Raw genomic sequence first — 20,770 nt, 5'->3', positions numbered from 1 at the left:
ATGAGTACGGATTCATCTGACATCCCCGACGATGTCGCAGAACGAGTACGGAACGTCCGCGTCGAGGACGAGATGGAACAGAGCTACATCGACTACGCGATGTCCGTCATCGCGGGTCGCGCACTGCCGGACGTGCGCGACGGCCTGAAGCCCGTTCACCGACGCATCCTCTACGCGATGCACCGGTCGGGCATCACCAGCGGCGCGAGCCACCGGAAGTCCTCGAACATCGTGGGTGACACGATGGGCGACTTCCACCCCCACGGCGACCAGTCCATCTACGACGCACTCGCGCGGATGGCCCAGGACTTCTCGATGCGCTACCCGCTCATCGACGGGCAGGGGAACTTCGGGTCGGTAGACGGCGACCCGCCCGCCGCGATGCGTTACACCGAGGCCCGAATGGCTCCGATTGCCGAGGAGCTACTGGCCGACATCGACATGGACACCGTCGATTGGCAGTCGAACTACGACGACCGGCTTCAGGAACCGGAGGTCCTCCCTTCGGCGTTCCCGAACTTGCTCGTCAACGGGTCGTCCGGTATCGCGGTCGGGATGTCTACGAACATTCCGCCGCACAACCTCGGCGAGGTCATCGACGCCACCGTCGAACTCATCGAGAACCCCGACGCGACCGTCGAGGACCTGATGGAACACGTCAAGGGACCGGACTTCCCGACGGGCGCGAACATCGTCGGTCGCAACGCGGTCCACGCCGCGTACAAGACCGGCCGCGGTCGCATCCGCGTGCGCGCCGAGTACGAAGTCGAAGAGCGCGAAGGCAAAGCAGACCGCATCATCATCACGGAACTGCCGTTCCAGACGAACAAGGCCCGGATGGTCGAGAAGATAGCCAACTCGGTCAACGAGGGCACCATCGACGGCATCCGCGACCTGCGCGACGAGTCCGACCGAGACGGCATCCGCATCGTCGTCGAGTTGAAGCGCAACGCGATGGCGGAGGTCGTCAAGAACCAGCTGTTGGAGAGCTATCTGGAGAAGACCTTCGGCGTCATCAACCTCGCGCTGGTCGATGGCGAACCGCAGGTCCTCACGCTCAAGGAGACGCTTCAGCACTATCTCGACCACCGCAAAGAAGTCGTCACGCGGCGTAGCGAGTACGAACTCGGCGAAGCCCAAGACCGCGCCCACATCCTCGAAGGCCGTCTGCGCGCGCTCGAACACGTGGACGACGTAGTGGACATCATCCAAAACTCCGAGGACCGCGACGAGGCGAAAGCCGAGTTGATGGACGCCTACGACTTCTCCGAAGAGCAGGTCGAACACATCGTCCGGATGCAACTGGGGTCGCTCACTTCCCTGGAGGCCGCCGAAATCAAGGACGAGTACGACGACGTGACCGACCGAATCGAGCGCCTCGAAGAGATTCTGGGCGACGAGTCGGAGCTGTTGGAGGTCATCGAAGACGAACTGCTCGAAGTCAAAGACGAGTACGACGACGACCGGCGAACCTCGTTCATCGAGAACACCGACGAAGTCACCCGTGAGGACCTCATCGCCGAGGAAGACGTGGTCGTCGTCCTCACGGAGCAAGACTACGTCAAGCGGATGCCCGTCGCGCAGTTCGACGCCCAGAACCGCGGCGGCAAGGGCATCATCGGCGGCGACATCAAGGAAGGCGACAGGGTCTCGAAGGTGTTCCGTGCGAACACGCACGACCACCTGCTCTGTTTCACCAACCACGGGCAGGTCTATCGCCTGAAAGCCTACGAGATTCCGGAGATGTCTCGCACCGCGCGTGGCAAATCCGCCATCAACTTGCTCGACTTGGACGACGGTGAGGAGTTGACGGCAGTCGTCAACACCGACGACTTCGAGGACGACGAATCGCTCAGCATGGTCACGCGTCACGGCTACGTCAAGCGAACCGCCGCCGAGGAGTTCGACAACATCCTCTCGACGGGCATCATCGCCGCCAGTCTGAACGACGGCGACGAACTCGTGGACGTGCAGGTCACCGACGGGACGAAAGACCTCCTGTTGGCGACTGCCCACGGGATGGCGATTCGCTTCGACGAGTCCGAAGCCCGCGAGATGGGCCGCAACGCACGCGGTGTGCGGGGCGTCAAGTTGGAAGGCGACGACGAAGTGGTCGGCATGGTCGCCGCCGATTCGGAGAACGGTGACGAAGACCTGCTGACGGTCACCGAGCGCGGCTACGGTAAGCGGACGCCCATCTCGGAGTACCGCAAGCAGTCGCGCAACGGCAAAGGACTGGTTGACATCAAGACCGGCGACCGGAACGGCTCGGTCACGTCGGCGAAGGCCGTCGGCCCGGACGACGAACTCATCATCATGAGCCAGGACGGCCAAATCATGCGCATCCGCTCCGCCGACATCTCCGAAGTCGGCCGGAACACGATGGGCGTGAAAGTGATGGAACTCGAAGCGACCGACAGCGTCGCTAGCGTGGACGTGCTTCCGGCGAAGGTCGCAGAGAGCGAGTCCGACGCGGACGAACCGGAAGCCGAAAACTAACCTACTGTTCTCTTTCCTGCGCTCGCTTGGCGGCCCGTGCCGCCGTCTTTCGCGGGACGACGCGATGTACCTGCGAGAGTAGCTTGTTCTGCCACCCCGGTACGACCACGCGCTTGCCGTTCTGCAGGCCTCGATACCCCGCCTTTGCGACCGTCTCGGGGTCCATCGTGCCTCGTTGGAACAGTTTCGAGTCGCCCATGTCTGCTCGCTCGTCGAAGTTGGTTTCGGTCGCGCCGGGACAGAGCGCGGTGACGGTGACGCCGGTGCCATCGACTTCCTCGGCGATGGCTTCCGAGAAGGAGAGGACGTAGGACTTCGTCGCGTAGTAGACCGCCATCAGGGGACCGGGTTGGAACGCCGCGGTCGAGGCGACGTTGAGGACTCGACCCGCACCGCGGTCGGTCATCTCGGGGAGGAACAGTTTCGTCAGGTGCGTGAGCGCGGTCACGTTCACCTGAATCATGTCGAGTTCGGACTGCGCGTCCGTCTCGGTGAACTGCCCGTACTGGCCGAATCCGGCGTTGTTGACCAGTACGTCGATGGGGATGTCGCGCTCTTCGAGCGTCTCGCGTATCTCTGCTGGGGCCTCGGGAGTAGCGAGGTCCTTCACCACGACTGTCGCCGCGACGCCGTGTTCGTCTGCCAGTGCCTCGGCGAGGGCGACCAACTTGTCTTCGCTCCGGGCGGCCAACACGAGGTCGTAGCCGTCTCGGGCGAGTAGGGTCGCCAACTCGCGGCCGATACCGCTCGACGAACCGGTGACGAGTGCCGTATTCGACATAGGAGAGTCGTCGTACGGTCGCGCCAAGACTGTTCCGTGTCGTCGCTCGAACTTCCCTCGTTACGCTTCGACCGTCGATTCGACTGCAGCGAGCGTCGTGCCGATGGTCGCGGCATCGTGCGAGGTTCCGACCATCAGGCCGGTCTCTTCTCGCGAGTCCCAGACGAGGATGTGGGCACTGTTCTCGAACGCTCGCACCGTCACGCGAACGTCGCCGAGCATGTGAGTCAGGTCGTCGTGGTCGTGAATCTCCAGTTGTTCGTTCACGACGGCGCTCACGAGGTCCATTATCTCGCTGGGTTCGAACTCGTCTTGCACTTCGTCGTGGAGGTGCGCGACGGTGTAGTTGCGGTTCCGGAAGTCGCCGTAGAACACACCGTGGAGGTCGTCACCGAGGTCGTCGTCGAGTTCGTCTACGATTGCGTCGGCTTGATTTCTCATACGCCACAATTCCAAAGACAGCTTATAAAAGTAGCTACTCAAACCTGTAAATATAGCTCATGGCCGAGCGACTAAATCGGCTACTGCGTGCAGGTCGTCTACGTCGTAGGTCGGTTCCGCCGCGAGTTCGACGCCGGTGCTGTGTGGTCGCCGGACGAACGCGGAGTCGAGTCCAGCGCGTTGGGCCGCGACGACGTCGCTCTCGCTGTCGCCGACGTAGAGCGCGTCGTCGGTGTCGAGGTCTGCGAGTGCTGCTTCGATGTAGTACGGTTCGGGCTTCTTGCGTCGGATGCTCTCGACAGACAACTCCCGGCCGTAGTAGGTGTCGAAGAGGGGTCCGAACTCGCAGTGTTCGAGGATGAACTCGATTGTCTGGTGTTGGTTGCTACTCACGATGCCGAGGTCGTGGTCCAGGTCTCGAAGCACGGTCACGTCGTCGTACTGGCTTCGGTCGCCCTCGCGGAACTCGGCCCGTTGGGCGCGCGAGGCGTGGGTGTCGCGCGCTCGCCAGAACTCCTCGGTGTCGAGTTCGTATGCTTCACATACCTTCCGCAACTCGTCCATCGTCACGCCCAGCGTCATCGCCGCGACGTGGTCGTCGTCGGCCGATTCGACGCCCAACTCCCGAAACGCCGAGCGAGTCGCCCCCAGCAACGTGTCGATGGCCGGGGGTTCGACCAGCACCCCGTCGTTGTCGAAGATAACTGCGTCGTAGCCTGCCATTCGGTCGGAATCGGGCACTAGTACTGCTTGAGACCATCGGTTTTGAGTCGGTGTCGGTCGGCCGACTGTGGGTCAGTTTCGCGCCGCCTGACCAACCACCGGCGCGCGCGGCTTGCCCGCGCGCCTGCGGTCGGCGGTGGTCGCACGAGTACGAAGCAGACGCGAGAAATCTGGACGCGATGCGTCCAGATTTCTCCGCGTCCCTTTTTTGATCCACATTTTTTGCGCCACCGGGGGACGGAGTCCCCCGAGCCGTGCGAACGGCGAAGCCGTGAGCAGAGAGTGGTGCGCGAGGGCCTCCGGCCCTCAGCGCACCCGACCGCAAAAAAGGTGGTCACAGGATGCGTTTCCCCAGCGCACTCGCCGCGAGTTCGGTCGCCAACTCGGCCGTCTCGTTATGTTCGTCCAGAATCGGGTTCACTTCCACGACTTCCATCGAGCGCAGGATGTCCTCGTTCTCGTCGCGCTCGGCGACGGTCTCCAGCGCGGAGTGGGCCTCCCGATACGTCGCGCCGCCGCGGACCGGCGTGCCGACGCCCGGTGCTTCCTTCGGTTCGAGCCAGTCCATGTCGAAACTGACGTGGATGCCGTCGGTGCCGTCGGTCGCCACGTCGAGTGCTTCTTCGACGACCGGTGTGATGCCGCGCTCGTCGATTTCGGACATGGTGAACGCGGTCACGTCGCTGTTCTTGATGGCGTCTCGTTCCGCTTCGTCGATGCTCCGGAGGCCGACCAGTGCGACGTTCTCTTCTCGGAGTCGGTCGGCGTTGGCCCACTCGGTGCCAGCGAAGTCGCCGATTCCGAGGACGGCGGCCAGCGGCATGCCGTGGACGTTACCGCTCGGCGACGTTTTGGGGGTGTTGAAGTCGCCGTGAGCGTCGAACCAGATAGCGCCGATGTCGGCGTCGCGGGCCGCGCCGTTTATCGTCCCGATGGCGATGGAGTGGTCGCCGCCGAGGACGAGCGGGAACGAATCCGCTTCGATTGCGTCGGCGACCTCGTCGGCGAGTCCCGTACACACCTCTGCGGTCTCGCGCAGGAACTTCGCGCGTCCTTCGCTCGGTTGTTCGGCATCCGGGTCGCGCTCTTCGGCGTGGGGGACGACCAAGTCGCCCGAATCGACCGACTCGACGCTCGCGTCCTTCAGTTCGGCCGCCAGACCCGCGTAGCGAATCGCGGAGGGTCCCATGTCTACGCCGCGCCGGTTCGCGCCGAGGTCCATCGGCGCGCCGATAATCTGCACCTGTCTGCTCATACTCGGCAGTTGGGACGGGCGGTGTAAAGAAGACGTGCTTTCGGGTTCTCAGTTCGTGCGCGCTTCGAGTACGTCTTTCGCGGTGTCGCCGAGTCGTTGCATGTCTTCGGCCGTCAGGTGAAATTTCGGTTCCCAGTCGCTGGTGCCGAGGTAGTCGCTGACGACGAACATCGACGCGGCTTCGACGCCACGGTGGGCCGCGACAGCGAACACGGCGGAGGCTTCCATCTCGACGGTGAGGACGCCTTCCTCGGCGTACTCCTCGACTTCTTTCTTCGTCTCCTGATAGATTGCGTCGGTGGTCCACGACGGGCCGACGTGGTAGGATTCGTCTCGGTCTTCGAGGAGAGCTTTCGTCTCTTCCGTAAGGTCCTCGCTGGCGCGGGCGTACTTCTCGGACTCGACGTAGTGATGGGAGGTTCCCTCGTCGCGGATGGCCTTCGAGGGGACGATGAACTCGCCCATCTCGATGTCGTCGTCCAGACAGCCAGCGAATCCGATGGAGAGGAACGACTCGACGCCGTCCACAATCAGTTCGTCCATCAACATCGCGGTGGTGGGTGCCCCGATGCCGAAGTTTCCGAGGACGCCGACCTTGCGGTCCGTGTCGTCGAACAAGTACAGTTCGCCGTAGTAGTGGCCGATAGTCTCCCCGTCGTAGCTCTCGGTGAGGTACTCCATCAGACTGCGACTGTAGCAGAGGACGACTGCTTCCGGTGGTTCCACCGACTCGCCGTCGTTCTCATCCTTTCGGTACTCGCTGTGTTGCTCCGGCGTGACGAGCGGTTCCGACTGGTGTTTTTCGGCGAGGTTCGGAAACGGCATCGCTCAACTGTTCAGAGAGCGAAGTGAAGTGTGTTTTGCAGGGCTGGGCAGTGGTAACAGGTGGCTTCGGTGCTGAGAAAACTATCCGGCGCGCGCTGGCGAAACCGAGGTCACGCGAACGAAGTGAGTGTGATCGTTCGAAAGAGCGAAGCTCTTTCGTGACTGAGCGGAACGAAGTTCCGCGAGGTCGGCGGGAGCAACGCTCCCGCCTGATCCCGAAAATCTCCGATTTTCGGAGACCTCGACGGACGCGGTTTGTCCGTCGGCGTAGCGTGTTTCGCCGAAGTCGCGCGAGGGATGAGCATCGCAACTTGGACGACGCGTCGCGTCGTCCAAAAATGAGTCGCGCAGTCGGTTGGGGAGGTGTGTGGCTCTGGCGGTGCTGTGCGGTGCGGTCTCTCCTCGGTTTCGAGAGTAGCTAGCTTCTCATGTACAGTGTCAGTGACTGTAGCTAGCTCAATTGAATTCACAGAACCACCAGCAATCCCTACCGAATAGCAACAAACACACCATGCTACCACAACCCACGACCCACCTCGTCCCCGCAACGCAACGTTTAGAACGCGCCCGGCCGGACGTTCAGGTATGCGGTTGTTCCGCTCCAGCGAAATCCTCGGCATCGCCGAGGACGCTCTCCAGTTCGCCTTAGAGGCGTCCGAAGACTCCCATCCCCACGAGTACATGGGCTTCCTGCGGGGCGAGGACGCCCGGAGCCTCGGGTTAGAGCAGGACGGGACCGTCATCACCGACGTGTTGGTCATCCCCGGAACGGAGTCCAACCCGGTGAGCGCGACGGTCAAGACCAGCCAAGTGCCGAACGACTTTCGTTCTGTGGGCTCCGTTCACTCGCACCCGAACGGCGTACTGCGCCCGAGCGACGCCGACCTCGCTACCTTCGGGAGCGGGAAGGTCCATATCATCATCGGCTACCCCTACGAGGACGACGACTGGCAGGCGTTCGACAGGCACGGCGACCCGCGGGAGTTGGACGTGCTGGACGTGTCGCTCCCGGAGGGCGAATCGTTCTTCGACTTCACGCAAGAGGACATCGACGCCGAGTTAGACTACAACTTCGACGAGGACACAAAATGAGGCTCGACGAGGACACACAATGACGCACGTCATCGCACAGGGAACCTTCGACATCCTCCACCCGGGGCACGTCCACTACCTCCGGGACGCGGCCGACATGGGCGACCGGTTGACGGTAATCGTCGCCCGCCGCGAGAACGTCACGCACAAGGAACCGCCAATTTTGCCGAACCGCCAGCGCCGGGACATGGTCGCGGCACTCGACGCCGTGGACGACGCTCGAATCGGCCACCCCGAGGACATCTTCGCGCCTATCGAAGAACTCGACCCCGACGTTATCGCGTTGGGCCACGACCAGCACCACGACGACGCAGCTATCGAGGCCGAACTCTCGCGCCGAGGCATCGATTGCGTCGTTCGGCGCGCGAGCGGCCGCGAACCAGAGTACGAGGGCGAACTGCTCTCGACAGGCCGAATCATCGACCGGATTCTCGAAGAACGCGGCAAGTGGAGTCAGTAGGACGATAGATCCAACGCGGATACTTCTCGCCGACCAGAGACCGTCTACGCGGGGCGAATCCGAAACGGTTCGGGCACTCGAAAACTGAAAACAGCAGTTACCTCACTCGTTCTACAGCGCGTCCCACGACTGGAGCGCGTTCGGCCACGAGGTGAGGTCCGCAATCCAGCGGGCGGCGACGAACTTCTTCAGGAACTGTGCGGGGTAGGAGTTGAACGTGCGCATCGGCACCACGTCCACGTCGTGGGCGACGGCCGTCTCACCGATGGAGATGAGGGTCCCTTTGTCGTCGTAGGTCCACGTCTTCAGCGGCTGGTCGTTCATCTCGCGGGCGATGTTCTCACCGACGACTTCCGCGGCTTGCCACGCGGCCTGCGCGGTCGGCGGCGCGGGGTTCTCACCTTGGTCCACGATTGCGGAGTCGCCGATGGCGAAGACGTTGTCCTCGTTGGTCTGGAAGTTCGACTCGACGGTGACGCGGTTGTGTTCGTTGTCGAGGCCGGACTCCGAGATGGCGTCCTGACCGGTGATGCCGCCAGTCCAGACGAACACGTCGTATTCGAGGTCGTCGCCCTCGTCGAACTGGATGGCGTCCTCGGTGGCCTCCGTGATTGGGTCGTCGGTCAGAATCTCGACGTCCGCCTCTTCGAGGTGGCGACGGACGGTGCCCTGCAGTTCCGAGTCCTGCCCGGGCATGATTTCCTCCAGCGCCTCCACGAGGTAGATGTCGATCGGCGCGCGGTGCTTGTCGCGGAACTCCGCGACTTCGCCCGCGCTCTGGATGCCCGAGAGGCCCGCGCCGCCGATGACGACCTTCGCGGGGTCGTTTCGAGACGCTTCGGAGGCCGCATCCTTGACCTTCTCGTGGATTTCGAGCGCGTCGTCGAGACCTTTCAGCGTCAGGGCGTTCTCCTCCATTCCGGGGATGCCGTAGTACGCGGTCTTGCTCCCCATGGCGACCAGCAGGTAGTCGTACTCGACGGAGTCGCCGTCTTCGAGTTCGACCAGTTGGTCCTCGCTATCGACGCTCTCGACGTGCCCCTGCACGAACTCCGTGTCTCGACTCGCGATGTCGCCGACCGGAATCGTAATCTTGTCCTTGACGCTCGGGTCACGAATCACGCGGTGGGACTCGTGCAGGACGAGGTGGTAGTTCTCCTCCGAAATCCACGTCAACTCGGCGTCGGTGGTGTCTAGCTCCGCTTCGAGTGACTGTATCGCGCCAGCACCGGCGTACCCCGCGCCGAGTACGACGACATTCTCCGTCATACCCGAACCTTGCACAGCCATCCGATACAAAGGCTACGAAAGCCGAAAACGGTTGCAAGAGACTCACTACCACGAATTTCAGGGGAAATTATTTTCTTCGCTATACGTATCGACCGGGGAGAAATCGAGACGGAACTTCCGGGAACGAAGCAAGAACTTCGAGAACGGAGTAGAGACGTTTGGAATTCGGGGTGAGAACGGTCGGGACGCGAAGTGAGAACGGCCGGAACTCGAAACGAAAACGGTCTGGACGCGAAGTGGGGACTCAAAACGGGGGCGTTCGAAGACTCCGTCGGGAGACTTAGTGTTCCGGTTCTTCTGCAGGTGCTTCCATCGAGTCGAGTTTGAGGATGAGGATGTTGCTCGTGTCGTCTTTGCCGTCTACGGTCCCTTCGATGACGAGTTTCGAGAGCGGCGTCGGGCCGACGCGGACCGAGTCGCCGTCGTGGAACTCCCGAACCGACCCACGCAGGTGAATCTCCGCGCGACAGAGTTCCGGGTGGTGGACGCTCGTCAGGTCTACTTCTTCGACGTTCGCCCCCTCGACAGGGTCGTCGTTGTGGAACAGCGGTACTTCGGCCGCGCTCTCCAACGTTTGAACGTCGAGCGCTTCGAAGGCGTTCGCCGTCGGCTTGTAGCCACCCTTCGGACCGGGGACGCCCTCGACCAGTTGAAGCGCTTTCAGGCTCTGCATTTGGTTGCGGATGGTACCGGGGTTACGGTCAACTTCGGCGGCGATGTCCTCGCCTTTGACCGCGTCTTCGGTCTCCCGGTGGAGGTTGACCAGTGCAGTCAGAATCGTCTTCTGACTCGACGTCAGCTCGATTGTAGACATGGCCGAATCCTTGGTAATAGATTTCCTTAAATCCGACGAACCGCCCGAAAAGCCGCGGGTGCTTTGACAGTTCCGGGCCGCGACTGATAATAGACTCGAATCGGTTCTAAGTTACATCCCGGAATCGACTCGAATCTACGACCGGGGCGATAGGAGTTATAACCGTGGCCCGAATCAGTCGAACCATGCAAGGCAAACGGGTCCTCGTGACCGGCGGTGCCGGATTTATCGGATCGAATCTCGCAAACCATCTCGCCGAAGAGAACGATGTCGTCGCTATCGACGACCTCTACCTCGGAACGCCGGAAAATTTGGACGACAGCGTCGAGTTCCACGACGTAAGCGTCGTCGAAGACGACCTACCGACCGACGACGTAGACGTGTTGTTCCACCTCGCGGCACTCTCCTCCTATCCGATGCACGAGGAGGATCCCACCCAAGGCGCGCGGGTCAACGTCGAAGGCTTCGTCAACACGGTCGAACAGGTCCGCGAAGAAGGCTGTGGGACGGTCGTCTACGCCTCGACTTCTTCGATTTACGGCGACCGAACCGAACCTTCGCCCGAGGACATGGAGGTGATGGCCCGCACCGGGTACGAAGCCTCGAAACTCGCGCGCGAACGCTACGGCGAGTACTTCTCCTATCACTACGACATGTCGATGGCTGGTATGCGATTCTTCAGCGTCTACGAGGGCTTCGGCGGCGCGGAGGAACACAAAGACGAGTACGCGAATCTCATCGCGCAGTTCGCAGACAAAATCGCCCACGGCGAGTCGCCGGTCATCTACGGCGACGGCACCCAGACGCGGGACTTCACCCACGTCAGCGACATCGTCCGCGGCCTCGAACTCGCGGCCGACCACGAACTAAACGACATCTACAACCTCGGCACGGGCGAGAGCTACAGCACCAACGAGATGGTCGAGCGACTGAACGCGGAACTCGGCACCGACGTGGAACCGGAGTACGTCGAAAACCCGATTCCGGAGAAGGTGTACGTCCACGACACGATGGCCGACAACACGAAGATGAAGGAGGCGACAGGTTGGGAGCCGAAAATCAGTTTCGAGGAAGGGCTGGCGGAGGTCTGTTCGTACTACCAGTAGTCGGGACGTGTTTCAGTAAGGCAAACTCCCTTTTCGAGCGGCGAATCCAACGCTCCGAAGACGGCCGTCTGCCCCGTCGGGTGGTGGTTTGCTCGATTGGAACCGCCCCCACAAGACTTTTGCACTTTGGTTAATTATGCTATAGCAATATGGTGAAAAGAAGAGCGTTCCTCCTAGGCGTATCGGGTTGTGCAATCGGTGGCGGTTACTACGCGTGGCACCAGTCGGGTTCCGGCGGAGGGGAGATGGACACCGACGGACAGGGCCAAGGTTGTCGTAACGGCGTCGAGAAACGCCCGGAAAACGGAACGTTCGAGTTCGTCAATATCGTCCAGTTCGACAAAGTCGAACTTCACATAGAAGTTCAGAAAGACAGCGTCGAAAGCATAGAGATCAGTTCGAACGGCGAAACGATCCACACCGAGTCGAACGTGAAGGGAGGCGACCAGACGATAACGTTCGCTGCTGGAGACGCGACGACGTTCGACGTCGAGGTGCTGAACAGCGAGGGGTCGGTCATCGACAGCGCACAGTTCTACTCGCGATGTTCTGGGGGGACGACCGGCGACAACGGGACTGCGTCTTCCCAATAGCAGTTCTCCTCGCTGAAACGACCACTACCGATTTCTCGGTCTATAACTCTATCCGTGCGGTGACCTTTACTGCCACCCAATAAACCACTGAAGCCCCTTAGAGAGCCCTAATCCATAATATTCTTTCCGGACCAATGCAGATTTATTATACTTCAATCTAGCAAAAAATTTAATACTGATTAGTTTATTCCATGATATATGGGTTCAGATGACATCCCATCAAGTCGGAGAAAAGTACTCAAATCGATCCTCGGTTCGGCGACCGTTCTCGGGGTTGCTGGGTCGGCCCAGGCGGCACCGTCCGACAAGGCAGTCGAGAAGAAAGTCGGGTCGAACGCGCAGACGACGCGACTGACCGAGGAGAACGCACTCAGCCGCAGTGAGGTCGAGCAGGAGATTCAGCGGCTGGCGGAGAAGTACGACGACGAGAGCGTTCAGAACATGCTCGCAGAACCCGTCGATACGCAGAGCGGGAAGTTCGGCGACGACGTGGTGACTACCTTCGGTAGCGGTCCGAGCAACACGCAGAACTTGGACTACCTGACGAGCTGGAACCAAGACTACGAGGTCCACGGCGGAACTCCGGAGCGGCTCCTGTTGACGACCGACCACTTCCTCTCGGTCTACAAGTCGAACGAGACCGACTCCCAGGGCCGGTACCACTACTTCTACTGGCACTGGTCGCAGACCGAGACCAACAGCGACTACTGGCACGACGAGACGCACCTCAAGTTCATGCGGAACAAGCTGAACATCCGCAGTACCGAAGAAGAAGTGACGAAGGTTTCGCCGTCGTCCGTGAGCGACCTCAACGGTCGCCAGAAGAGCGTCGGTGCGACGGTCGGATACGGCGGTGCGACGTTCGGTATCTCGGGCGAAGTCTACGTCAAAGACGCCACGTTCGGTCCCGAAACCGGCGGCGTGGACAAGGGTCCGGCAGGCGAGTTCTCCGTCACCCTCGACGCGAACGGAACGCAGGGCCGACAGTCGCTGAACGCGACGACGGTCACCCGACACGAGCGAGACCGGAGTGGATTCTACGACTGCAAGTGGACCACCTACTGCGAAGGTCGTCAGTAGACCGAGTAGTCGAACACTTCGGTGGACGGACGTCGTCCTCCACCAGCCGGGGTCGGAACAGAACTGCGCCGAACGACTCGGCGCGGACACATTTTTTCCGAGACGATGTATCGAACACCACGTACTGTCGGGAGCCGACCTCGCGTGGACCGTGGTCTTCGGATTCGCTCACCGGCCCTCGAAGCCACTTGCAAACCGTTAAAGGCGGGCACGACAAAACACGCACAAGAATGACTTCGTCTACCGACCCCGACGCCGAGAGTGTCGTGGTCTACGACCTCGATTCGGACTGTACGCTCTCGGACGTCGAAGTTGGCAACTACTACCACGCCACGGTCAACGGCGTGGTCGATTACGGCGTCTTCGTGGACCTCTCCGACTCGGTCTCCGGACTGCTGCACGAATCGACGTACGACGGCAGTTACTCCGTCGGCGACGACCTCATGGTCGAACTGACCGAAATCCGTGAGAACGGCGACCTTAGCTTCTCGCCCGCTGACGTCGAGGGTGAAGAGTACGAGACGGTCGCCGTCTCTCACGAGTACGAGATCACCGGCACCGACGAACTCTCCGAGATGGTAGACGACACCGTCCACCTCGAAGGCGAAATCGTCCAGATCAAGCAGACCGGTGGCCCGACCATCTTCCACGTCAGCGACGAAGAGGGCGTCATCCCCTGTGCGGCCTTCGAAGAGGCAGGGGTGCGAGCCTATCCCGAGGTCGAAATCGACGACGTAGTCCGAGTGACCGGACTGGTCGAAGAGCGCGACAACGCCCTGCAAGTGGAAGTCGAGGACCTCGACGTGCTGGAGGGCGAGGAAGCAGAAGTTGTCGAGACCCGACTCTCCGAGGCGCTCGAAGCTCGCGCCGAACCGAACGAAATTGAACCCCTCGTGGACTGGCCCGCACTCGCGGGAATGATTCCCGGCCTCGAAGAGGTCGCCAAACAGCTTCGAAAGACCGTCCTCGAAAGTCGCCCGATTCGCGTACGTCACCACGCAGACGGCGACGGCATGTGTGCCTCGATTCCGGTGCAACTCGCACTGGAGCGGTTCATCGAGGATACCCACCAAGACCCCGAGGCGGCCCGCCACCTGTTCAAGCGCCTCCCGAGCAAAGCGCCGTTCTACGAGATGGAGGACGTGACCCGCGACCTGAACTTCGCGCTCGAAGACCAGGCGCGCCACGGCCAGAAGCTTCCGCTGTTGCTGATGTTGGACAACGGGAGTACCGCCGAGGACGTGCCCGCGTACAAGAACCTCGCGCACTACGACATCCCAATCGTCGTCGTGGACCACCACCATCCGGACCCCGAAGCGGTCGAACCGTTCGTGGACGCGCACGTCAACCCGTACCTCCACGACGAGGACTACCGCATCACCACCGGGATGCTTTGCGTCGAACTCGCGCGAATGATTTGGCCGCCGATTACCGAGGAACTGCGCCACGTCCCCGCCGTCGCAGGCATCTGTGACCGCTCGAAAGCAGACACGATGAGCGACTACATCGAACTCGCCGAGAGCGAAGGCTACGAAGAGCCGTTCCTGCGCGACATCGGCGAGGCGCTCGACTACGAGGCCCACTGGCTCAAGTACGACGACGGCCGCAACCTCATCAACGACGTGCTGAACGTCGGCGGCGACGAGGAGCGCCACCGCGAACTCGTCGAGTTCCTCGCGGACCGTTCGGAGGAAGACGTGGAGAACCAACTCGACGCCGCGATGCCACACGTCGAACACGAGCGACTCGAAAGTGACGCCAACCTCTACCGAATCGACGTGGAGAACCACGCCCACCGCTTCACTTACCCCGCGCCGGGCAAGACGACGGGCGAAATCCACGACCGCAAGGTCGAGGAGACTGGCGAACCCGTCATCACTATCGGCTACGGACCTGACTTCGCGGTCCTCCGGAGCGACGGCGTGCGCCTCGACATCCCCGAGATGGTCACGGAACTGAACGAGGAAATCGTCGGCGGCGGCGTCTCCGGCGGCGGCCATTTAGTGGTGGGGTCCATCAAGTTCGTCCCCGGCATGCGCGAGGAAGTGCTGGACGCGCTGGTCGAGAAGATGGCCGACGCGGAAATCGACGAGGCGTTGCAGAGTACGACGGTCGGCCACGAGTCGGACGACTGATCGGATTTAGCGACGATTTTCGAAGACGACTTCTCTCTTTGCGAGCAGTAACGCGCCAATCGCACCGAGAGCGACTGCGCCGAGGAGGCCAACTGGTAGTCGCTTCGCGCTCGCTCCGTTCCCGTCGCTCGCGCTCGCCCGCCAGTCAGAATCGAAGGAGTTCGCGTAGAACCCCGCCGCTTGCTCTCCGTGCAACACGACCGCGACCTCCCGATTCTCGCGCGCCGAGTGGTTGTTCCAGTTGAGGCTCCCGACGACGGCAGACTCGTTGTCCACGACGACGCCCTTCGCGTGAATCTTCTCGTAGCGCCCCTTCGGGTTCGACAGTCGCGCTTCCAGTGGTAGATCCTTCTTCTCTGCACGCTGGTTCACCCACTCCACGATTCGGCGGTTGTCCTTCTCTGAGTACCACGCGCTACTGAGTAGAATCTTCACGTCCACGCCGCGGCGCGCGGCGCTGACCGCCGCGCGCAGGAACGGCTGGCGAACGTTTCCGATTCCGGCTTGTTGGATTCGAACGGATTCGTCTGCGGAGTCGATGAGCGAAACCACACCAGTTTCGGCGTTGTCGGGAGCGAGAAGTAGGTCGGCAGACTCGACGGTGGCCGATTTCGCGTCGAACGTCTTCGGAAACGAGGCGTTCGCTGGCGATGCTGGCTCGAAGCTTCGTTGCTTTCGAAATTCGGGCCACGCGACCGTATTTCTCTGCTCGGCGTCGTCCTCGAACACGGTCGCCAATCGGTCGGCCATCTGCCCGTCTTCGACCACGACGCCCCATCCGCGACTGCCGTGACCACCGGTTCCCGCGGGTTTCCAGTTCTCCGTCATCACGAGCGCGCGGTCGTCCGCGACGGCGTACTTCGGATGGTGGTAAGAGTAGCGCGCGAGCGGGCCGCCGACCATCCGGACCTCCACTCCTGCCTTGGTAAGTCTGTCCAGCAAGTTGGCTTCGCGGCGCGGAATCCCGCCAACTGGCCCGCCTTCGAGGAGCAGGCGAACGTCCACGCCGCGCTTTTCGGCGGCGAGCAGTGCGTCGGCGATTCGCGGCGTGGCGAAGGTGTAGCCACCGAGCAGGATTCTGTCGTTCGCATTCTGAATCGTTTCGAGCGGAACTTCGGGCGAGTCGGGGAGGACGAAGGTTCGTACTTTGGTGTCTTCGACAGACGCGACTTGGAAGTCACTCGCCCCGAGTGGCGTCCACGTCCACCCCGTTTCGGTCCGGTGCCAGCGTTCGCCCTCGGGCGCGTCGGGGAAAGTGAGACTTGCGTTTGCAGGGTTTACGCTGGTCGCGTTCGGCCGAGTCACGAACCGAACCGTGTCACCGCCGTTCGCCAGCGAGAACCCAGACTCGACGGCGACGACAGTGGCGTTCGTCCTGTTTGCGGCGATTACTGGGTCTGCCGAGAACGCGACTCGTCCCGAGACGGTTCGATTGGGCAGTTTCGCGGTCGTCTCTCCGTCGGAGAGTCTGTACTCACTGAGAGTCGTCTTGGTGGGAAAGCTGACGACGACGAACTCTCCGGCGTCGTCGTCGATGGCAGGATTCGGGTACGCGGCGACGAACTGGGGTGTCGATGTCGGCTTCGTTGTCGATGTCGAGTTCGTTGTCGATTTCGACTTCGTCACTCCTGTTCCGGCCACCGCCGGTGGAACGGCAATCGAGACCAACAACAGCACGACGACGAGTGGAAGGGCCAGCGAACGCACGCGAGGAGGTGGTCCCGTCTTCGACTATAAACCCTCGCTGACCGGTGGATTTTTGCTGGAGACGTTCGCGTAGGTGGATATGGTGGATTACGTGCTGGCACTCGAACTCGCAGGCTACGCGGTCGGTGCCCTCGGTGCCGTCCTCGTCTTCTTCGAGTTCTTCCAAGAACCGAGCTACGTCGAGTACGAACCCGAATTCAACGATTACAGCATCGACATCTCGCCGATGGAGATAACAGAACACACGTGGGCGGGCCGCATCGGTGCGTTTCTGATAGCGGTGTCGTTCGCACTCCAGTTTCTCGCGGCGCTACTCACCTGAGGGGTGAACGACGTCCCGACAGTTGGGACACTCGGCGAACTTCGCGGGTTGTCCGGCCGATTCGTACTCGATGAGGAGGTAGGCCCTCGTAATCGTCCCCCCGCAGTTCGGACAGTCGCCGAGCGTCGTCCGGTTGGTAGACATGACCCCTCTCGTGTATTACAACGTAGTCGCGGGGTCTTTGTTATTGTCGCGCTAAAACAAGTGACAGCGGCTAGTGTCGTACAGAACGAGTCGGCAAGAACAGAAACGTCGTACTAAAACTGGTAATCTGCGATTATGCGGCGCGCTCGCCTTCGGTATCGAGGGCCTTCTCGGCTTCAGACTGGACGATGTACGCGCGGTCCTCGCTGTACGCTCGCACTTCTTCGAGCGCACGTTCCGTGCCGATTTGGTTGAGCGCCCACGCGGCACTCGCGCGAACTTCGTCGGCTTCGTCGTCTTCCAACACGTCCGCGAGCGGTTCGATGGCGCGCGTGTCGCCGATGAGACCGAGCGAACGGGCGGCCTGACTGCGGACCGAGGCGTCCTCGGCGGCCAGTTGATTGGCAACGTCTTGGGTCGCCTCCTCGCTACCGATTTCCCCGATAGCCTTCAGCACGGGTTTCGCCATGCCGGGGTCGGCGTCCACGTAATCGCGAATGGCCTCCAGACCGTCCTCGTCGCCGATTTTCCCGATGATGCGGATGGCGGGTTTGTCGCGGCGTTGGGCGCGCTGTTTCATCTCGTCGAGCGACTCGGGGTTGCCCATCCGTTCGAGCGATTCGAGACAGTGGCGTTCCATGAAGTTCGACTGGAGTTTGTCGAGCGCCAGTAGGACCATGTCTGCTCGGTCGCGTTTCTCCCAAATCTTCAGGGCGTGCCACTCCGGCGGGTAGTCCTTGCGGTGTTCGAGTTCCGCGAAGTAGCCCTCTGCCTCCAACTGCTCGCGGGTTTCGAGGTCGTCCCACGCTTCGGCGTCTTCGACGCCCGCTTCGAGTTCCTCGGCGGCGGCGACGAGCGACTCGATGGTCTCGCTGTCGTCGTCGGGGTCGAGACTCGCGTCGCCGATTTTCGTCGCGGCCTTCTCCAGTGTCGCCGCGAGCGTCACTTTGTCGCTGTCGAGCATGGCGTTGACGTTGGTGTCGAGTGCGTCTTCGACGGCCTTCACGAACTCCTCGACGGTCGCTTCGAGTTCTTCGATGCCCGTCTCGGTCCAGCGCGTGTCCTCGATAGTCCCGGCGGCGTCCTCTATCGTCTCGATGACTTCTTCGGCGTAGGGGCCGCGGGCTTCTTCGAGTTCGTCGCGTAGGTCGGAGAGTCGGCCCTCGAACTGCTCTTGGGGACCTTCCTCGTCCTCGTCGTCCGGTTCGGGAAGCTCGGCAGCTTCGAGCATGCCCTCGATTTTGTCGAGTTTCGCTTCGACGGCGTCGAGGTCCGTCTCGGTCTCTGCTTCTTCGAGGTCTTCCTCGGCCGCGTCGAGTTCCTCCTCGATGCTCTCTTCGGAGACCTGCTCTTCGAGAGCCTCCTCCTGTTCGGTTTCTTCCTGCTCTGCTTCCTCGTCGCCCGTCTCTTCGGGTGCGTCTTCGTCGTCGCTCACGCAGTCCACCCCGCTAGGCTGACTCGGCTCATATGCTGGAAACTCCGTCCGTACGCTTCAAGAGCGTTTCCCTTCCGGGCTGGCGTTCGTCCTCTCCTCGTTCACGACGAGTCCGGCCCGCTCGCGTCTGACTCCCTACCTGGACCAGGCGCAGTAGCGGTGGTCTCCGGACAGTCCCGCCAGTAGAACCGCGGGCCAAGCAGTAGGTACGCCAGCGCCGCAATGAGGAGGGCCTTCGGAAACGCTCGGCCGAACGCGGTCGGAACGAGAATAGCGAGCGCCTGCACGCCGCCCATCGCCAGCGCGTCGCGGGCGTAGAGGTCCGGGTAGGTAATCCGGGCGACCATCAGATAGGCAAACAGCGCGGTCGCACCGAGCAGTATCGCAGGGGCTTGGACGCCGACCAGCACCAGCGCCGCTAGCACCGTCGCGCCGAGTGTGCTTGGCGCGCCAGTCGTGTGATGGTTTCCAAGGTCGTAGGCGGTGTACAGCCCCAATCGGACCACAGCCATCGCCACGAACAGGGCGGGAACGCAGAAGACTGCGGCCGTCTGCAGCGTGGCGGTGGTGAGGCCACCCCCTGAGAGGCCAACCGTTTCGCGCGCGACGACGAAGACGAGGACTGCAGGTGCGACAGCGAACGACGCCACGTCGGCCAACGAGTCGAGGTACTCGCCCGCGGGCGTGCTTCCGGCCTTGCGCGCGACGACGCCGTCGAGTCCGTCCGCGATGGCCGCGAGCAACACCAACCGCGCGGCCAGCGCCGGTTCGATAGTGGCAGTGACCGCCGCGAGAAAGCCCAGCGCGGCGTTCGAAACCGTGACGGCGTCGGCGAGTCCGAGCCGCCCCACGAACCGGGGTTGCATATTCATCGGGTGGGCAACCGCCTTGATACGTTTTGTTATTCGAAGAAGGTCTAGGAGAGCGAGTGGAGACGCTTGGTGGTTCCGGAAGAGTTGATTCGAAGGTCGTAGTGACTAGCTCGACCGCGATTCCAGTCGGCTATTGAGACCGCAATTGCAGTGAACTCTACGACTACGACAGCTACTACTCCCGGTGCAAATGAGAGACCGCACCCCCTCCTCCCCAGCCGATTCGCTTCGCTCATCCCTCGCACGGACGGCCGAATCACGAGGATTCGGCCGCGCGCGCCGGTTGTCTTTGGGGAACTCCGCGATACCTACTAACACACGGCGCGCCCTGGTGCGACCGCGGAGCGTGTCGCGCCAATTCCGCGCGAGGGACGAGCAACGAACTTCGAAGACGCGACGCGTCGCGTCTTCGAAAAATGAATCGCGCAGTCGGGTGGGGTGGGTGTGGCTGATGCGGTGGCGGTGCGGTCTCATAGGTTTCGGCGCTCGTGCGGTTCACAGACTCGTTGGACTTGGTTCTCCGAGAGCGAAACGCGGTTTGAGTGCGGTTCACGGAGTCGTTGGACTCCATTGCTGGCTCAGATCCAAATTCGGAATCCAATCCACAAAACGACCCCTCTCCTAGTCGATTCCCAGATTCTCGGAGTTATCGCACTACCTAAATCCCTGCCACTCTGAACCCCGACTATGAACCGCCGGAGCTATCTCGCCGGAGTCGGCACACTCGCCGCCACCTCTCTTGCGGGCTGTAGCGCCATCCAAACCACCAGTTCGAGCAACAGCGGCGAGTACGACATCGGCATGGGTTCGACGTTCTTCAGGCCCACCGAACTCACCGTCAAGAAGGGAACCACGGTCGTCTGGCGGAACACCGGCAACCGCCGTCACACCGTCACCGCCTACGAGGGCCAGCTTCCCGACGGCGCGGAGTACTTCGCCTCGGGCGGCTTCGACTCCGAGCAGGCCGCCAGAGACGGGTGGATGGGCGGCTTGGAAGGTCGAATTAACGCTGGTACGACGTTCGAGCACACCTTCGACGTAGTTGGCGAACACCACTACTTCTGCATCCCGCACGAACCGGGCGGGATGACTGGGAAAATCGTCGTCGAAGAGTAACGCCAGTTCACCTGACGCTTCGAGTGTAGCCACTCCTCCTCTCGAAACAGCGCATCGAAAGAATCCGAAAAGTCGATTCG

General features: G+C 61.8%; 20 protein-coding genes. 9 read left to right on the top strand and 11 right to left on the bottom strand.

Features of this window, described 5'->3' with window-relative positions:
- The gene (gyrA, locus tag F7R90_RS10995; RefSeq protein ID WP_158057484.1) at positions 1-2,499 is read left to right on the top strand and encodes a DNA gyrase subunit A; all 2,499 of its coding nucleotides are present in this window, start codon (positions 1-3) and stop codon (positions 2,497-2,499) included.
- A 1-nt stretch (position 2,500) separates the two neighbouring features.
- On the opposite strand, the gene F7R90_RS10990 is transcribed toward gyrA, so the two are convergent.
- The 5 genes from F7R90_RS10990 to F7R90_RS10970 form a co-directional block, all read right to left on the bottom strand.
- Entirely contained in the window at positions 2,501-3,280 is a 780-nt protein-coding gene (locus F7R90_RS10990) for an SDR family NAD(P)-dependent oxidoreductase (RefSeq protein ID WP_158057483.1), read from the bottom strand.
- Between the two features lie 60 nt (positions 3,281-3,340).
- The gene (locus F7R90_RS10985; RefSeq protein WP_158057482.1) at positions 3,341-3,721 is read right to left on the bottom strand and encodes a hypothetical protein; all 381 of its coding nucleotides are present in this window, start codon (positions 3,719-3,721) and stop codon (positions 3,341-3,343) included.
- Positions 3,722-3,778: 57 nt separating this feature from the next.
- A complete protein-coding gene (locus F7R90_RS10980; protein WP_225741147.1) occupies positions 3,779-4,462 on the bottom strand; it encodes an HAD family hydrolase in 684 nt (227 codons plus the stop codon).
- Positions 4,463-4,778: 316 nt separating this feature from the next.
- The gene (gene rocF / locus F7R90_RS10975; protein ID WP_158057481.1) at positions 4,779-5,699 is read right to left on the bottom strand and encodes an arginase; all 921 of its coding nucleotides are present in this window, start codon (positions 5,697-5,699) and stop codon (positions 4,779-4,781) included.
- A gap of 48 nt (positions 5,700-5,747) precedes the next feature.
- Positions 5,748-6,524, bottom strand: a complete 777-nt coding sequence (locus F7R90_RS10970) for a nucleoside phosphorylase (RefSeq protein ID WP_158057480.1) — start codon at positions 6,522-6,524, stop codon at positions 5,748-5,750.
- 585 nt (positions 6,525-7,109) lie between these two features.
- Here F7R90_RS10970 and F7R90_RS10965 point away from each other — a divergent pair.
- Positions 7,110-7,616, top strand: coding sequence for a Mov34/MPN/PAD-1 family protein (locus tag F7R90_RS10965; RefSeq protein WP_158057479.1), 507 nt, complete (start codon positions 7,110-7,112; stop codon positions 7,614-7,616).
- A gap of 19 nt (positions 7,617-7,635) precedes the next feature.
- Positions 7,636-8,076, top strand: a complete 441-nt coding sequence (locus F7R90_RS10960) for an adenylyltransferase/cytidyltransferase family protein (RefSeq protein WP_158057478.1) — start codon at positions 7,636-7,638, stop codon at positions 8,074-8,076.
- Between the two features lie 111 nt (positions 8,077-8,187).
- Here the strand turns inward: F7R90_RS10960 and F7R90_RS10955 are convergent, their stop codons facing one another.
- Positions 8,188-9,345: an NAD(P)/FAD-dependent oxidoreductase gene (locus tag F7R90_RS10955; RefSeq protein WP_158057477.1), complete on the bottom strand. Its 1,158-nt coding sequence runs from the start codon at positions 9,343-9,345 to the stop codon at positions 8,188-8,190.
- A 301-nt stretch (positions 9,346-9,646) separates the two neighbouring features.
- Positions 9,647-10,180 carry an Rrf2 family transcriptional regulator gene (locus F7R90_RS10950; protein ID WP_158057476.1) on the bottom strand — a complete coding sequence of 178 codons (534 nt, stop codon included), beginning with the start codon at positions 10,178-10,180 and terminating at the stop codon, positions 9,647-9,649.
- Between the two features lie 185 nt (positions 10,181-10,365).
- On the opposite strand from F7R90_RS10950, the gene F7R90_RS10945 reads away from it, so the two are divergent.
- The 4 genes from F7R90_RS10945 (at position 10,366) to F7R90_RS10930 (ending at position 15,094) form a co-directional block, all read left to right on the top strand.
- Positions 10,366-11,286 (top strand): NAD-dependent epimerase/dehydratase family protein, encoded by a 921-nt coding sequence (locus tag F7R90_RS10945; protein ID WP_158057475.1) that lies wholly within the window; start codon positions 10,366-10,368, stop codon positions 11,284-11,286.
- 149 nt (positions 11,287-11,435) lie between these two features.
- Positions 11,436-11,879, top strand: coding sequence for a hypothetical protein (locus F7R90_RS10940; protein ID WP_158057474.1), 444 nt, complete (start codon positions 11,436-11,438; stop codon positions 11,877-11,879).
- A 198-nt stretch (positions 11,880-12,077) separates the two neighbouring features.
- A complete protein-coding gene (locus F7R90_RS10935; RefSeq protein ID WP_158057473.1) occupies positions 12,078-12,959 on the top strand; it encodes a hypothetical protein in 882 nt (293 codons plus the stop codon).
- Between the two features lie 230 nt (positions 12,960-13,189).
- Complete coding sequence (locus F7R90_RS10930; protein ID WP_158057472.1) at positions 13,190-15,094, top strand: DHH family phosphoesterase; 1,905 nt, start codon at positions 13,190-13,192, stop codon at positions 15,092-15,094.
- Positions 15,095-15,100: 6 nt separating this feature from the next.
- Here F7R90_RS10930 and F7R90_RS10925 read toward each other — a convergent pair whose 3' ends face one another.
- On the bottom strand, positions 15,101-16,801 hold the full coding sequence (locus tag F7R90_RS10925; protein WP_225741146.1) for a phospholipase D-like domain-containing protein: 1,701 nt from the start codon (positions 16,799-16,801) through the stop codon (positions 15,101-15,103).
- Between the two features lie 79 nt (positions 16,802-16,880).
- On the opposite strand from F7R90_RS10925, the gene F7R90_RS10920 reads away from it, so the two are divergent.
- Positions 16,881-17,123, top strand: a complete 243-nt coding sequence (locus F7R90_RS10920) for a hypothetical protein (RefSeq protein ID WP_158057471.1) — start codon at positions 16,881-16,883, stop codon at positions 17,121-17,123.
- On the opposite strand, the gene F7R90_RS22180 is transcribed toward F7R90_RS10920, so the two are convergent.
- From F7R90_RS22180 to F7R90_RS10910, 3 genes are all read right to left on the bottom strand, one after another.
- Positions 17,112-17,267, bottom strand: coding sequence for a DUF7837 family putative zinc-binding protein (locus F7R90_RS22180; RefSeq protein ID WP_192498284.1), 156 nt, complete (start codon positions 17,265-17,267; stop codon positions 17,112-17,114). The two genes, F7R90_RS10920 and F7R90_RS22180, sit on opposite strands and share 12 nt — an antisense overlap.
- A gap of 133 nt (positions 17,268-17,400) precedes the next feature.
- The gene (locus tag F7R90_RS10915; protein ID WP_158057470.1) at positions 17,401-18,702 is read right to left on the bottom strand and encodes a HEAT repeat domain-containing protein; all 1,302 of its coding nucleotides are present in this window, start codon (positions 18,700-18,702) and stop codon (positions 17,401-17,403) included.
- A gap of 101 nt (positions 18,703-18,803) precedes the next feature.
- A complete protein-coding gene (locus tag F7R90_RS10910; RefSeq protein ID WP_158057469.1) occupies positions 18,804-19,568 on the bottom strand; it encodes a protein sorting system archaetidylserine synthase in 765 nt (254 codons plus the stop codon).
- Positions 19,569-20,261: 693 nt separating this feature from the next.
- Here F7R90_RS10910 and F7R90_RS10905 point away from each other — a divergent pair.
- On the top strand, positions 20,262-20,690 hold the full coding sequence (locus F7R90_RS10905; RefSeq protein WP_158057468.1) for a plastocyanin/azurin family copper-binding protein: 429 nt from the start codon (positions 20,262-20,264) through the stop codon (positions 20,688-20,690).
- Positions 20,691-20,770 lie beyond the last annotated feature (80 nt).

This window comes from Halorussus halophilus (assembly GCF_008831545.1).
GTDB classification, from domain to species: Archaea; Halobacteriota; Halobacteria; order Halobacteriales; family Haladaptataceae; genus Halorussus; species Halorussus halophilus.
This window is presented reverse-complemented; position numbering and strand designations above follow the sequence as displayed.